The 13761-nt window shown below is 39.2% G+C and carries 15 protein-coding genes; 12 read left to right on the top strand and 3 right to left on the bottom strand.

The window, feature by feature from the left end:
• Positions 1-2: 2 nt before the first annotated feature.
• Positions 3-734, bottom strand: coding sequence for an IclR family transcriptional regulator (locus tag ACTH6U_RS10950; protein WP_441832184.1), 732 nt, complete (start codon positions 732-734; stop codon positions 3-5).
• Positions 735-892: 158 nt separating this feature from the next.
• Here ACTH6U_RS10950 and trmN point away from each other — a divergent pair, with 158 nt between their 5' ends.
• Positions 893-1630, top strand: coding sequence for a tRNA(1)(Val) (adenine(37)-N(6))-methyltransferase TrmN (trmN, locus tag ACTH6U_RS10945; RefSeq protein WP_441832183.1), 738 nt, complete (start codon positions 893-895; stop codon positions 1628-1630).
• A 43-nt stretch (positions 1631-1673) separates the two neighbouring features.
• On the opposite strand, the gene nadB is transcribed toward trmN, so the two are convergent.
• Positions 1674-3275 (bottom strand): L-aspartate oxidase, encoded by a 1602-nt coding sequence (nadB, locus tag ACTH6U_RS10940; protein WP_441832182.1) that lies wholly within the window; start codon positions 3273-3275, stop codon positions 1674-1676.
• A 371-nt stretch (positions 3276-3646) separates the two neighbouring features.
• Here nadB and rpoE point away from each other — a divergent pair, with 371 nt between their 5' ends.
• From rpoE to acpS, 11 genes are all read left to right on the top strand, one after another.
• Positions 3647-4225 carry an RNA polymerase sigma factor RpoE gene (gene rpoE, locus ACTH6U_RS10935; RefSeq protein WP_294110524.1) on the top strand — a complete coding sequence of 193 codons (579 nt, stop codon included), beginning with the start codon at positions 3647-3649 and terminating at the stop codon, positions 4223-4225.
• Between the two features lie 51 nt (positions 4226-4276).
• Positions 4277-4900, top strand: a complete 624-nt coding sequence (gene rseA / locus ACTH6U_RS10930) for an anti-sigma-E factor RseA (protein WP_294110526.1) — start codon at positions 4277-4279, stop codon at positions 4898-4900.
• Positions 4900-5850: a sigma-E factor regulatory protein RseB gene (rseB, locus tag ACTH6U_RS10925; protein WP_294110528.1), complete on the top strand. Its 951-nt coding sequence runs from the start codon at positions 4900-4902 to the stop codon at positions 5848-5850. The genes rseA and rseB overlap by 1 nt, the downstream gene beginning before the upstream one ends.
• Positions 5851-5853: 3 nt before the next feature.
• Positions 5854-6318, top strand: a complete 465-nt coding sequence (rseC, locus tag ACTH6U_RS10920) for a SoxR-reducing system protein RseC (RefSeq protein ID WP_441832181.1) — start codon at positions 5854-5856, stop codon at positions 6316-6318.
• A 260-nt stretch (positions 6319-6578) separates the two neighbouring features.
• Entirely contained in the window at positions 6579-8375 is a 1797-nt protein-coding gene (lepA, locus tag ACTH6U_RS10915) for a translation elongation factor 4 (RefSeq protein ID WP_441832200.1), read from the top strand.
• A 40-nt stretch (positions 8376-8415) separates the two neighbouring features.
• On the top strand, positions 8416-9381 hold the full coding sequence (gene lepB, locus ACTH6U_RS10910) for a signal peptidase I (protein WP_294110534.1): 966 nt from the start codon (positions 8416-8418) through the stop codon (positions 9379-9381).
• 283 nt (positions 9382-9664) lie between these two features.
• Positions 9665-10345, top strand: a complete 681-nt coding sequence (gene rnc / locus ACTH6U_RS10905; RefSeq protein ID WP_336431042.1) for a ribonuclease III — start codon at positions 9665-9667, stop codon at positions 10343-10345.
• Positions 10342-11250, top strand: coding sequence for a GTPase Era (gene era / locus ACTH6U_RS10900; RefSeq protein ID WP_294110538.1), 909 nt, complete (start codon positions 10342-10344; stop codon positions 11248-11250). Before rnc ends, era begins: the two co-directional genes overlap by 4 nt.
• 11 nt (positions 11251-11261) lie before the next feature.
• Positions 11262-11993 carry a DNA repair protein RecO gene (recO, locus tag ACTH6U_RS10895; RefSeq protein WP_294110540.1) on the top strand — a complete coding sequence of 244 codons (732 nt, stop codon included), beginning with the start codon at positions 11262-11264 and terminating at the stop codon, positions 11991-11993.
• A gap of 209 nt (positions 11994-12202) precedes the next feature.
• Positions 12203-12934 (top strand): pyridoxine 5'-phosphate synthase, encoded by a 732-nt coding sequence (pdxJ, locus tag ACTH6U_RS10890; RefSeq protein ID WP_434719270.1) that lies wholly within the window; start codon positions 12203-12205, stop codon positions 12932-12934.
• Positions 12934-13320 carry a holo-ACP synthase gene (gene acpS / locus ACTH6U_RS10885; protein ID WP_294110544.1) on the top strand — a complete coding sequence of 129 codons (387 nt, stop codon included), beginning with the start codon at positions 12934-12936 and terminating at the stop codon, positions 13318-13320. The genes pdxJ and acpS overlap by 1 nt, the downstream gene beginning before the upstream one ends.
• A 98-nt stretch (positions 13321-13418) precedes the next feature.
• On the opposite strand, the gene ACTH6U_RS10880 is transcribed toward acpS, so the two are convergent.
• Positions 13419-13679 carry a YfhL family 4Fe-4S dicluster ferredoxin gene (locus tag ACTH6U_RS10880; RefSeq protein ID WP_294110546.1) on the bottom strand — a complete coding sequence of 87 codons (261 nt, stop codon included), beginning with the start codon at positions 13677-13679 and terminating at the stop codon, positions 13419-13421.
• Positions 13680-13761: the final 82 nt, after the last annotated feature.

The following is a 13761-nucleotide window of genomic DNA, read 5'->3' as shown; positions in this document are numbered from 1 at the left end:
AGTTACTCCAAGTTAATCAGTTTTGTGATGTCATGTGCGGTTTGACATGTATCAGAGATAAGTTCGTTTAGCCTATGGGTCGCACGAAACTCAGGTGCCATAACAGAAACAACTGCTAGTACTTCTTGCCCTTTAAATATGGGCGCTGCAACACCGAAAACGCCTTCATCGATTTCACTAATTGATGTGCCAAAACCTTGCTGACGGATTTGCATTAAATTTTGTTTGAGGTGCTGTATATTTTTAGGTTGTTGCAACTGCTTAGTGTAGATTTCAAAAACAAGCTCTTGGTATTGTTCATCGCGAAAGGCTAGAAGTGTTTTTGCACTTGCGCCTTTAATTAAAGTGTTACCACGGCCAATAATAAAAGAACAACGCAGTGCTTGTTCACTTTCAATCATATCAACACAAATAGTTTCGCTTAGATTTGAGGTGATAATTGCGGCAGTTTCTTGTGTTTTTTTGGCTAGAGATTGTAAGGATGATCGAGAGGCATTCATTAACAAACTATGGTGATAGTATTTTTCTTGAGTTTTGATACTCTGCGCACCAATGGTATAGGTTCCATACTGTTTTGCATAAGTAATAAATTCCCAATTTATGAGAATAGTTAGTAATCGATAAACTGTAGATAGAGGAATATCAAGCGCAGTTGATATCACTTGTGGAGTTACCGGAGATGTGCAACTTGTTATGTAAGATAAGATATCTAAGGTTCGATTAATACTATTCATTGCATCTCCTTTTTTTCGAACTTAGCAGTAAAAATTTTCAGCCTCAAACATTATTCTTATAATATGAGAATAATATTGTAGCAAATATGTGAAATTTACACTTCAACTTTATTAAACTTAAATAAGTTGGATGAATAACCGCAAATTAGAGTATTTAAATGAGTAACCAGCAAAAGAAATATCGTAAAGGTGGTTTTACCTTCAAAAATTTTTTTGTCGCTCATGATCGTTGTGCGATGAAAGTGGGCACTGATGGTGTGTTATTAGGGGCTTGGGCACCTATTGATGGCGTAAATAAAGCACTCGATATTGGTAGTGGGAGTGGCTTGATAGCGCTGATGTTAGCTCAACGAAATGAGAGCTTAACGGTAGATGCGGTTGAGCTAGATGTTGATGCCGCACAACAAGCACAAGACAATTTTGTTGAGTCAAAATGGGCTGCGCGATTGCAGGTAGTGAATCAAAATATTATACAATTTAGTGAACAGGCGAGAAATCAATATGACTTAATTGTTAGCAATCCGCCTTATTTTGAGCCAGCAGTATTATGCCGCGATGAAAAACGTGATCAAGCTCGCTACACTGGCACATTAACGCATGAAATTTTATTAAATTGTGCAAAAAAATGCTTAGCAAAGCAGGGGCTTTTTTGTTTGATATTACCTTATGAAATTGGCGAAAATGTTGAGACGATGGCGCAAAATAGTGGTTGGTTCACCGCTTTTCGAATAAATATTAGCGATAAAGCGAAAACACCGTGTCATCGAATATTGCTCGGGTTTAAGCGTGAACAGGTTGTTACAATGATATCGACGTTAGCGTTAAAAGAAGAAAATGGCCATGATTATACTGAAGATTTTCAACAGTTAATCAGACCATTTTATTTGAAATATTGAAGCCTACATCTGGAACGGAGAGTAGGCTGACAAATTTTGAGTATTAAGGTGTTAGAATGGTTGGGCCTGATAGTTCAAGTAAGTCGGGGTAATCTAAAGTATAGTGTAGACCTCGGCTTTCTTTACGATCTAATGCACAGCGCACCATTAATTCAGCAACTTGAACAAGATTTCTGAGCTCTAATAAATTATTAGAAATGCGGAAGTTTGCATAATAGTCATGAATTTCTTGCTGTAACAGATGAATACGGCGAAGAGCACGTTCAAGTCGTTTGGTACTTCTGACAATCCCCATGTAATCCCACATAAATAGCCTTAATTCGTGCCAGTTATGCTGAATAACAACTTGTTCATCTGAATTATGAACTTGGCTTTCATCCCATTCTGGGAGGATAGGGATCTCATCGATCTGACTGATCGTTTTAATAATATTTTCTGCCGCAGACCAACCATAAACGAGGCATTCTAATAATGAATTAGATGCCATACGATTTGCGCCGTGTAAACCGGTGTAACTTACTTCGCCGATAGCATAAAGGTTAGGGATATCGGTCATGCCAGTTTGGTCAACGATAACGCCGCCACAGGTATAGTGTGCCGCAGGAACAATCGGGATTGGCTCTTTAGTTAGGTCTAACCCAAGGGTCATTAATTTGGCATAAATAGTTGGAAAATGATGTTTAATGAAATCTTCGGGTTTATGACTAATATCGAGATTCATGCAATCGGCACCTAAGCGCTTCATTTCATGATCAATTGCTCTAGCGACAATATCTCGTGGAGCTAATTCATTTCGCTCATCATAATCAGGCATAAAGCGGCTACCATCAGGACGTTTTAAATGAGCGCCTTCACCACGTAGTGCTTCAGTTAGTAAAAAATTACGTGCTTGTGGGTGAAATAAGCACGTTGGATGGAATTGATTAAACTCTAGGTTAGCGACACGACAACCTGCACGCCATGCCATTGCAATACCATCTCCTGATGAAATATCTGGGTTGGTGGTGTATTGATAAACCTTAGCGGCTCCACCTGTTGCAAGAACAATGGTTTTTGCTTGAATAGTTTCAACTTGTTCTTTTTGTCGGTTCCAAACATAAGCACCTATAATACGAGAAGGCGCTGATGAGGTGGTTTCATCTGAAAGAATAAGGTCTACGGCATTATAGCGTTCTTTAATATGAATATTTGGATGTGCGAATGCTAAATCAACCAAGGTGGTTTCGACTTCTTTTCCTGTCGCATCGGCATGATGTAAAATACGTCGATGACTATGACCACCTTCTCGCGTTAAATGGTATTGCGTTTCACCGGTTTGAGTGATTTCTGTATCAAACAACACGCCTTGATCGATTAGCCATTGCACACAGTTTTTTGCGTTCGAAGCAATAAATTCAACTGCGTCTTTTTCGCAAATTCCTGCCCCTGCAATGAGAGTGTCGTTAACATGAGATTCAATACTGTCAGCGTCATCGAAAACAGCGGCAATACCGCCTTGAGCATAATAAGATGCGCCTTCACTGAGGTTACTTTTACTGAGAATAGTGACTTGATGAAATGGTGCGAGCCGTAATGCTGCCGAAAGTCCTGCTACACCACTGCCAATGATTAATATATCAGTGTAATGCTGTGTGGAATCGTTCATATTGTGTTTGCATGCATATAGTATTTATTGAACTTTTTATGTTAGCCTATCGGGCTGCCTAATGCCATTGGCGAATGGATGTTTTGCATTAACGAATCAGCCATTATTTTGTTGGGTTTAGATATAGCATTCATCAGGTGAAGCCCGTATGCTGTATTTATTCTACATGACTGTTTTATGTAAAGTATTAACTGGGATCGTTAGGATCGGTGAAGGGGCAAAACGGATACTTTTGTAAATTTTTGACGATTTTTTTGTATTAAATTGAACTTCGTCTGTTTCTGCTACTCAAAGTTTACGCTTGCTTTAGAAAGGAAGAACATGATCAACTTAATAAATTATCAGACTAAGTTCGGGAGATTGTTCCTAGAATGAGCGAGCAACTGACCGACCAGATATTGGTTGAAAAAGTACAAAAAGGCGATCAACAAGCCTTCAACTTACTGGTGATTAAATATCAGCATAAAGTTGCAAGCTTAGTATCTCGTTATGTACCACAGGCTGATGTGCCTGATGTTGCTCAAGAGTCTTTTATTAAGGCTTATCGAGCCATAGGTTCATTTCGTGGTGACAGTGCTTTTTATACTTGGCTTTATCGTATTGCTGTCAATACGGCAAAAAATTATCTAGTTGCACAAGATAGACGACCGCCCGCAACAGATTTAGAGGCGAGTGATGCAGAAAACTTTGAAAGCGCAGGTGCTTTAAAAGAAATATCGAACCCAGAGAACTTAATGTTGTCTGAAGAGTTAAGAAAGGTAGTTTTCCGGACCATTGAGTCATTGCCTGAAGATTTACGGATGGCAATTACACTTAGAGAGCTTGATGGTCTAAGCTATGAAGAAATCGCAGAAATTATGGATTGCCCTGTTGGCACCGTGCGGTCTCGAATTTTTAGAGCTAGGGAAGCTATTGATAATAAAGTGCAACCATTGATTCAAGAGTATTAATTCAATAGGTTGGCCTATAATTGTGATGCAATTAACTGAAGGTAATTAAGCATGCAAAGAGAGAAACTTTCCGCAATGATGGATGGCGAAGCTCTAGATTTAGAACTTATTAATGCCATTACATGTGATTCAACGTTAAAACAACGTTGGGAGAGCTATCATCTTATTCGTGATACTCTGCGTAATGATACTTCTGATGTCATTCATCTTGATATCGCCAGTAAAGTTGCGGCAGCATTAGAGAGTGAAGCAGTGCGTATTAATCCTCAGGTGGTTGTTGAGTCTCAGCCTGAACCGGCAACATGGGGTAGTTTTCCATTCTGGAATAAAATTCGCCCTTGGGCTAGCCAAATTACCCAAATTGGCGTAGCGGCTTGTGTATCGTTAGCGGTTATTGTTGGTGTACAGCAGTACAACCAAAGTAACTCAGTTGATTCCGTGATTGACGAGCCTGTATTTAATACTATTCCTGTCGGGAGTGGTGCGCCAGTGAGCTTAAATATTTCTGATAGTCAATTATTTGGAAATGAACAGCAAATTCAGCAGGTTGAACAGCAAAATCAGCGTATTAATGCGATGCTTCAACAATATGAACTAGAAAGACGCTCAACGCTTAATCAGCAATCTAATGACAGTAAAAAAGCAACGCCCCCCGCAGGAGCTAAGCTGCAATAATGAATAAATGGTTATCCGTCATCTGCCTGACGGGCAGCCTGATTATCTCTAATCAAGCTTCGGCATCTCAAAAGGATGCCGAAACTCTTTTTAAAGAAATGGGAAGTGCTGCCCAGAACCTATCCTATGAAATGTCTTTTATGACTTTCAGTCCGCAAGTTATCGTACCTGTACGTTATCGCCATGGAATTATTAACGGTGTATCTGTTTCACAAATGATCCAAATGGACTCTTCTCGACGTGAAATTGTGCAAAATGGCGATAAAATCAGCTATTTTGAGCCGGGTTTTGACGCTTTTAGTTTAAATGGCAAAAATATTGTTGATAATTTGCCTTCTGTTTTGTTTGCAGACTATGAAAAAATTCAGCCTTATTATAACTTTATTGATGCAGGGCGTACGCATATCGGTGATAAACCTGCATTAGTGATCCGTATTATCTCTAAAGATAATTCACGGTTTAATTATGTTATTTTAGTTGATGAAGAAACTAAGCTACCTTTGAGAGTTGATTTGCTTGATAGTAATAATCAGACATTAGAACAATTTCGAGTGATATCTACAGTACTTGATAGCAAAACGGTGAGTGATTCATTACTATCTTTGAGTAAGGTGAATCTTCCACCATTACTAATTTATCCTAAAAATACCAGCCCATCATTTAAGTGGCAGGTTGGTATGCTTCCACCTGGATTTGAAGAATCATCACGTTCTTTGCGCAAGCTGGGGGAAAATGATGTCGTTGAAACTGCGATGTTTAGTGATGGCTTATTTACATTCTCAGTCAATGTGACCAAAGCTGATCAAGGTTCACTTCTTGATCAACCACTACAAAATGGTCGCCGTACAATTTACACTACGACTCAGAAGCAAAATGTGATAACGATAATAGGCGAACTACCTTTGTCAGCAGCACAGCTAATTGCAAGCAGTATTCAGTTTCGGGAGTAATATATGGTAAAAGAATGGGCGACAGTTATCCGTTGGCAGAAAGGTAGAGCATTATTGCGCTATGGTTCTTCATCAGGATGTGGAAGCTGTGGTGCACGTGCGACTTGCGGCTCTTATGCACTAAGTAAAATAGGGCCAAATACGGAGCATGAATTAGAGATTGAAATTGAGCAGCCTTTAGTTGCAGGCCAAAAAATTGAGGTTGGTATACCCGAAGGCAGTTTATTGCGTTCAGCGATGTTGGTTTATTTAACACCTCTTTTGGGTTTATTTATTTTTGCAGCTTTTGCTCAGTTTTTCGATTTTGAACAGGTTTGGGTTGCTCTTTTCGGTGTCCTTGGTGGATTTTCTGGATTTTTTGTTGCTCGTAAAATAGCGAGTTATTTACGCTTCGAGACAGCATTCCAACCTGTAGTATTACAAATAGGTTTACCGCCTACTGAGTTTTCAGTCCAAGTTAATTGCTAAATGTACTCGATTTAACTTGATTTGAGTCGCCTGTTATTAACAGGCGATTTTGCTTTAGGTGGTTCTAAATTAATTGAATAACTCATTATACTTATGCAGGTTTACAGTTGTTTTACATTGAATCTTTGTGTTAGACGTATCTTCTATGTAAAATGCTGCTAATTAGCAATCTTGTAATAATCATAGCATTTTAGTTTTGTGGCAAAATTTGCTCAAAACTGATTTTGTAAGGCAATTTAAAAGAAGATATTACCTTGAAAATCAATAACATAAGAAACTTTTCTATCATTGCTCATATCGACCATGGCAAGTCTACTTTATCAGATCGTATTATTCAGATTTGTGGCGGTTTAACTGACCGTGAAATGGCGGCACAAGTTCTAGATTCTATGGATTTAGAACGTGAGCGTGGGATCACCATCAAAGCACAGAGCGTGACGCTTAATTATACAGCAGCAGATGGCGAGACATACTTATTAAACTTTATCGACACCCCAGGACACGTAGACTTCTCTTATGAAGTTTCTCGTTCATTAGCTGCCTGTGAAGGCGCTTTGTTGGTTGTTGATGCAGGTCAGGGGGTTGAAGCTCAAACGCTTGCTAACTGTTACACTGCAATAGAAATGAATTTGGAAGTTGTTCCAATCTTAAATAAAATCGATTTGCCTGCCGCTGACCCTGATCGCGTTGCTGATGAAATTGAAGATATTGTTGGATTAGATGCTCATGATGCTGTTCGTTGCTCAGCTAAAACGGGTATTGGCGTTCAAGATGTTATTGAACGACTAGTTAAAGAGATCCCACCACCAATTGGTGATGCAGATGCACCATTACAAGCACTAATTATTGACTCTTGGTTTGATAACTACTTAGGTGTTGTTTCACTTATCCGTGTTAAAAACGGCACACTGAGGAAAGGCGATAAAATCAAGGTAATGAGTACAGGGCAGGTCTACAACGCCGAGCGTCTGGGTATTTTTACGCCAAAACGAATTGATCGTGAAGTACTCAGTAGCGGAGAAGTAGGCTGGTTGGTCTGCGCAATTAAAGATATTACCGGTGCACCTGTTGGCGATACCTTAACCGGTGCGCGTAACCCGGCAGATAAAGCATTGCCAGGGTTTAAAAAAGTTAAACCACAGGTTTATGCAGGACTATTCCCAGTCAGCTCTGATGACTATGAAGCGTTTCGTGATGCGTTAGGGAAACTTAGTTTAAATGATGCTTCTTTGTTCTATGAACCCGAAACATCAACTGCACTTGGTTTTGGTTTCCGTTGTGGCTTCCTTGGTTTGCTGCACATGGAGATTATTCAAGAGCGTTTAGAGCGTGAATATGATCTTGACTTGATCACTACCGCACCAACAGTGGTATATGAAGTCCGACTGACTAATGGGGATATCGTGCTTGTTGATAGCCCATCTAAATTGCCAGCGCTGAATAATATTGAAGAATTGCGTGAGCCAATTGCAGAATGTCATATGCTAATGCCTAAAGAATATTTAGGTAACGTTATAACGCTGTGTATTGAGAAACGTGGTGTTCAGACCAATATGGTCTATCATGGTAATCAAGTATCATTGACGTATGAAATTCCGATGTCGGAAGTGGTTCTTGATTTCTTTGACCGTTTGAAATCAACTTCTCGTGGTTATGCATCTTTAGATTATGCTTTTAAACGTTTTGAGCCATCTGACATGGTTAGGGTTGATGTTCTTATCAATAATGAACGTGTTGACGCCTTAGCGTTAATCACTCACCGCGCTAACTCGCAGTATCGTGGTCGTGATTTAGTTGAAAAAATGAAAGAGCTTATTCCACGTCAGCAATTTGATATTGCGATCCAAGCGACAATTGGTAACCATATTATTGCTCGTTCTACAGTTAAACAGCTACGTAAAAACGTCCTTGCTAAGTGTTATGGTGGTGATGTTAGCCGTAAGAAAAAACTGTTGCAGAAGCAAAAGGATGGTAAGAAACGCATGAAACAAGTGGGTAATGTTGAATTACCACAAGAAGCGTTCCTTGCTATATTGCACGTCGGTAAAGACAACTAATTGCATGTCGCTAAGACAGCTACACTAACAAGGAGTCTCAATGGCTAACACTTTTGCCTTGATCTTAACACTGGCAACATTAATCACTGGGATTATTTGGTGTTTAGATAAGTTTAAGTTTGCACCAGCACGAAAAGCAAAGCTGAAAAAACTACAAGAAATGACTAGCGGCTCAATGAGTAACGACGAATTAGAAAAAGCGGTTCGTCGTCCTTCATGGCTTGAAACGGGAACTTCTATTTTTCCAGTATTGGCGATTGTGCTTATTGTTCGTTCATTTATTTATGAGCCATTTCAAATACCTTCAGGGTCGATGATGCCAACATTATTGGTTGGTGACTTCATGTTGGTCGAGAAATTTGCTTATGGATTAAAAGATCCAATTACGCAAACAACACTAATTGCAACGGGTAAGCCAAAACGTGGTGATATTGCGGTATTTAAATACCCAAAAGATACCAATGTTGACTTTGTGAAGCGTGTTATTGGCCTGCCTGGCGATAAATTGGTTTATAACCCTGATGCGAAAGAACTAACAATTTACCCTAATTGTGCAGATAACAAGTGCACAGAACAATTACCGATTACTTATGGTCCTTTAGCACCAAGTGAATGGACAATGTTCTTTGATGTGAGCTCTGTTGTTGATAGCCAAAAAGGTAATTTTGAAATTCCGGTTGATCAAGAACTACCACGTAATGCACTTCGTCAGTATCAAAGAAGTGAAACGTTGGGCACTGTTGAACATCAAATCTTAATTATTCGCCAAGCGGTGACTGAGGCTAAATATATTCAGCCAAATATGCCGCGTAATGAATGGATTGTGCCAGAAAAACAGTATTTCATGATGGGTGATAATAGAGACAATAGTTCAGATAGCCGTATGTGGGGCTTTGTTCCTGAGCAGAATTTAGTTGGTCGTGCCGTGTTTATTTGGTTAAGCCTAGATAAACAAGAAAATGAATGGCCAACGGGTATTCGCTTTAGCCGTCTTGGACCACTTTAATTAAGTCATACTAATATGGGTTTTCATTTGAAAACCCATATTATCCGAAGCATTATTATCTTACCCAGTGTACAATATAATTTAATTAATATTATTGGCTCCTCAATTGTTCACTCTTCCTTTTTAAGTCCTTATAACTAATGAAAATTTTTAGTTTTAGCTTTATGGTCTATAAAAAAACAGTGGTATAGGAGTCAGTGCAAACGCAACAGTTTTGTAAAATGATTTATATTACAGGTCTGTTGCGTGTGCTTTTTCTCAAACGAAAAATGGTTGGGCGCACATGAACCCCTCTTTATTAGAAAGATTGCAACGTAAGCTTGGTTATCAATTTCAACAATATGATTTATTGGTCCAAGCTTTGACACATAGAAGTGCAAGTAGCAAACATAATGAACGCTTAGAATTTCTAGGTGATTCAATTTTAAGTTTTGTTGTCGCGAACGATTTGTATCATCGATTCCCTAAAGTGGATGAAGGGGATATGAGCCGTATGCGAGCGACACTTGTACGCGGAAACACATTGGCTGAAATAGCCCGTGAATTTGAACTCGGCGAATGTTTACGTTTAGGCCCGGGTGAACTTAAAAGCGGCGGCTTTCGTCGTGAATCTATTCTTGCTGATACAGTCGAAGCGTTAATAGGCGGAATTTTTCTCGATAGTGATATTCAAACAATAGAGAGAATTATTTTAAGTTGGTATAAAAGCAGACTAGATGAAATCAGTCCGGGTGATAAACAAAAAGACCCGAAAACTAGATTACAAGAATATCTTCAAGGGCGCCATTTACCATTACCTAACTATTTAGTTGTGCTGGTAAAAGGTGAGGCCCATGACCAAGAATTTACGATCCACTGCGAAGTGAGTGGAATTGACCAACCGATAAATGGTATCGGTTCAAGTCGACGTAAAGCAGAGCAAGCCGCTGCAGAACAAGCATTGAAAATTTTGGAGCTTGAATGAGTGAATTACAATCCCACTGTGGCTTTGTTGCTATAGTTGGGCGACCAAATGTGGGTAAGTCTACGCTGTTAAATCAGCTATTAGGGCAAAAAATTTCTATTACCTCTAGAAAGCCGCAAACGACTCGCCACCGTATTATGGGGATCGATACAGAAGATAATTATCAAATTATTTATGTAGATACCCCAGGTTTACATATTGAAGAAAAAAGAGCGATTAACCGCTTAATGAACCGCGCAGCATCAAGCTCGATTGGTGATGTTGAGTTGGTGATTTTTGTAGTCGAAGGAACGAATTGGACTGCTGATGATGAAATGGTTGTCAATAAACTATCGAGCTTACGTTGCCCAGTGATTTTGGCAATTAATAAGATTGATAATGTTACAGATAAAACCATCTTATTACCTCATATTGGCATGATTAGTCAGAAAATGAATTTCTTGGATGTGGTCCCAATTAGTGCAGAAAAAGGCACTGGTGTGGATACAATTGCTAAGATTGTTAAAAAACATATTCCAGAAGCAACCCATCATTTCCCTGAAGATTATATTACTGACCGTTCTCAGCGTTTTATGGCTTCAGAAATTATTCGTGAAAAATTGATGCGTTTCCTTGGGGATGAGCTGCCATATTCTGTTACTGTCGAAATTGAACAGTTTAAAGTGACGGAAAAAGGCTTTCTCCATATCCATGGCTTAATTCTTGTTGAACGTGAAGGTCAAAAGAAAATGGTCATAGGTAACAAGGGCAGCAAATTGAAAACTATCGGTACTGAAGCGCGTATCGATATGGAAAGAATGTTTGAGAACAAAGTGCACCTTGAGCTTTGGGTTAAAGTTAAATCAGGTTGGGCAGATGATGAAAGAGCATTGCGTAGCCTGGGTTATGTTGACGACCTAAAATAGTAGGTGACAAGGTGAGTGGCTGGCAACGTGCATTTGTGCTCCATTCTAGACCCTTTAGTGAAACAAGTTTATTGCTTGATTTTTTCACTGAAGGAGAAGGGAAAATACGATTACTTGCCAAAGGCGCTAGACGTAACCGCTCACCATTAAGAGGCTGCTTGCAGCCTTTTACACCTTTGTTAATCCGTTGGGGAGGCAAAGGTGAAATCAAAACATTGATTAATGCTGATCCTGTATCACTTGCTCTTCCTCTTAGTGGTACAGTCCTCTACAGCGGTTTATATCTAAATGAACTCACGACCCGTGTGCTCGAATTTGGGACACCATACTCCGCTTTATTTTTTGATTATCTGACTTGTTTACAAGTATTGGCAGCAAGTGAAAATACCCCTGAATCGGCTTTACGTCAGTTTGAACTCGCTTTATTGTCATACCTCGGCTATGGGGTTGATTTTCTTCATTGTGCAGGAAGTGGGGAGCCAGTATCAGATACGATGACTTATCGTTATCGTGAAGAAAAAGGCTTCATTGGTAGTTTGGTTATCGACCAATTAAGTTTTACAGGTAAGCAGCTTAAAGCATTAGCCAGTCGTGAGTTTCCAGATGCAGATAGCCTGAAAGCTGCAAAACGTTTTACCCGAGTTGCATTGAAACCGTATTTAGGTGGAAAACCACTAAAAAGTCGTGAGTTATTTCGGCAGTTTACCTATTCGCCGACTGCCCTTAATCGAAAACCTTCCTAGATTTAATCTTAGATTTATACAATTCAATTATGTGCCCGATGATCATTTTTTCGAGCCGTTTCCCAAAATAAAAATTTTTAGACTGAAATACTAACGCCAATTTATAATCTGCTCGCAAGAGTGAGAGATATATTCCCATAACTGAATAAATTGCAGTAGGATATGGCTCATAAAAGAGTTCGTTACTATTTAATGATAGGGAGTTAAGAATGGCTGAGCTTTTGTTAGGTGTAAATATTGACCACATTGCAACAGTAAGAAATGCAAGAGGTACTCAATATCCAGATCCAGTACAAGCTGCATTTGTCGCAGAGCAAGCAGGCGCTGATGGCATTACTGTGCATCTACGAGAAGATCGCCGTCATATTACGGATAGAGACGTTGCTTTACTCAATGAGACTATTCAAACACGAATGAATCTTGAGATGGCCGTGACTGATGAAATGATTGATATAGCTTGTCGTATCAAACCTACTTTTTGTTGTTTAGTGCCTGAAAAACGTGAAGAAGTTACCACTGAAGGTGGGTTGGACGTTGCAGGTCAAAAACAAAAAGTGGCTTATGCTATCAAGCGGTTATCAGAAGCGGGTATTTTGGTTTCCTTATTCATTGATGCGGATCATACGCAAATCGATGCTGCTCAAGAGTGCGGGGCGCCTTTTATTGAAATACATACGGGTGCTTATGCGGATGCTAAAACAGAGCAGGAACAAGAATTAGAGTTTCGTCGTATTCGTGATGGTGTGGCTTATGCCGCGGGTAAAGGAATTAAAGTTAATGCGGGTCATGGCTTAACCTATCACAACGTTCAACGCATCGCACAATTACCAGAAATTTATGAACTCAATATTGGCCATGCCATTATTGGACGTGCACTATTTAGTGGTTTAGCTCAAGCAGTAGCAGATATGAAGAACTTACTGACGGAAGCACGTAAATAATGGCAATTGTAGGTCTAGGTACGGATATCGTTGAAATAGCACGCATTGAGTCAGTCATTGAGCGTACGGCAGACAGCCTAGCAAAAAGAATTTTGACTGATAATGAGTTTATGCAATATCAACAACAGACTAAACCAGCACGTTTTCTGGCAAAGCGGTTTGCAGTCAAAGAAGCCGCCGCTAAAGCTCTGGGAACAGGTATTCGTAATGGTCTTGCATTCAACCAATTTGAAGTCTCTAATGATAAACTCGGTAAACCATTGTTAACATTAAATGGCGAGGCATTAAAGTTAGCGACTAGTTTACATGCGACACATTTTCATGTTTCCATTACTGATGAGCGCCATTATGCATCAGCGACAGTGATTATTGAAAGCTTACAATAATTAAGATGTTTGATTATCAATGAAATAAATCAACATTACAGTTATTATTCATTTAACTGTAATGTTGATTAAAATGTGGGATTAGATTAATTTTCAGGTTAAATTTTGTCTGCGTGGTGGATGGCCACAAATTTATCCCAAAGTTGTTCTTGTGTCTCAACACGTTCAGGATCGGTAATGATAGTATTAGTGATAGGACATACGGATTGGCAAGTTGGCTTGTCATAGTGACCAATACATTCAGTGCATAAATCTGAATCTATCTCATAAATGTCATTGCCCATATAGATTGCATCATTAGGGCATTCGGGCTCACACATATCGCAATTGATACATTTTTTAGTAATTAATAGTGCCATTTTTATCAGTAAAATCTGTTTTTATATTGTCTTATGGCCGCTATTCTACACTGAAATAGAAAAGTTGAATACTTAATTATTA

It is taken from the genome of Providencia sp., assembly GCF_052096715.1.
In the GTDB taxonomy this organism is placed as follows: domain Bacteria; phylum Pseudomonadota; class Gammaproteobacteria; order Enterobacterales; family Enterobacteriaceae; genus Providencia.
The sequence above is the reverse complement of the archived record's forward strand: the minus strand, read 5'-3'. Positions and strand labels throughout refer to the sequence as shown.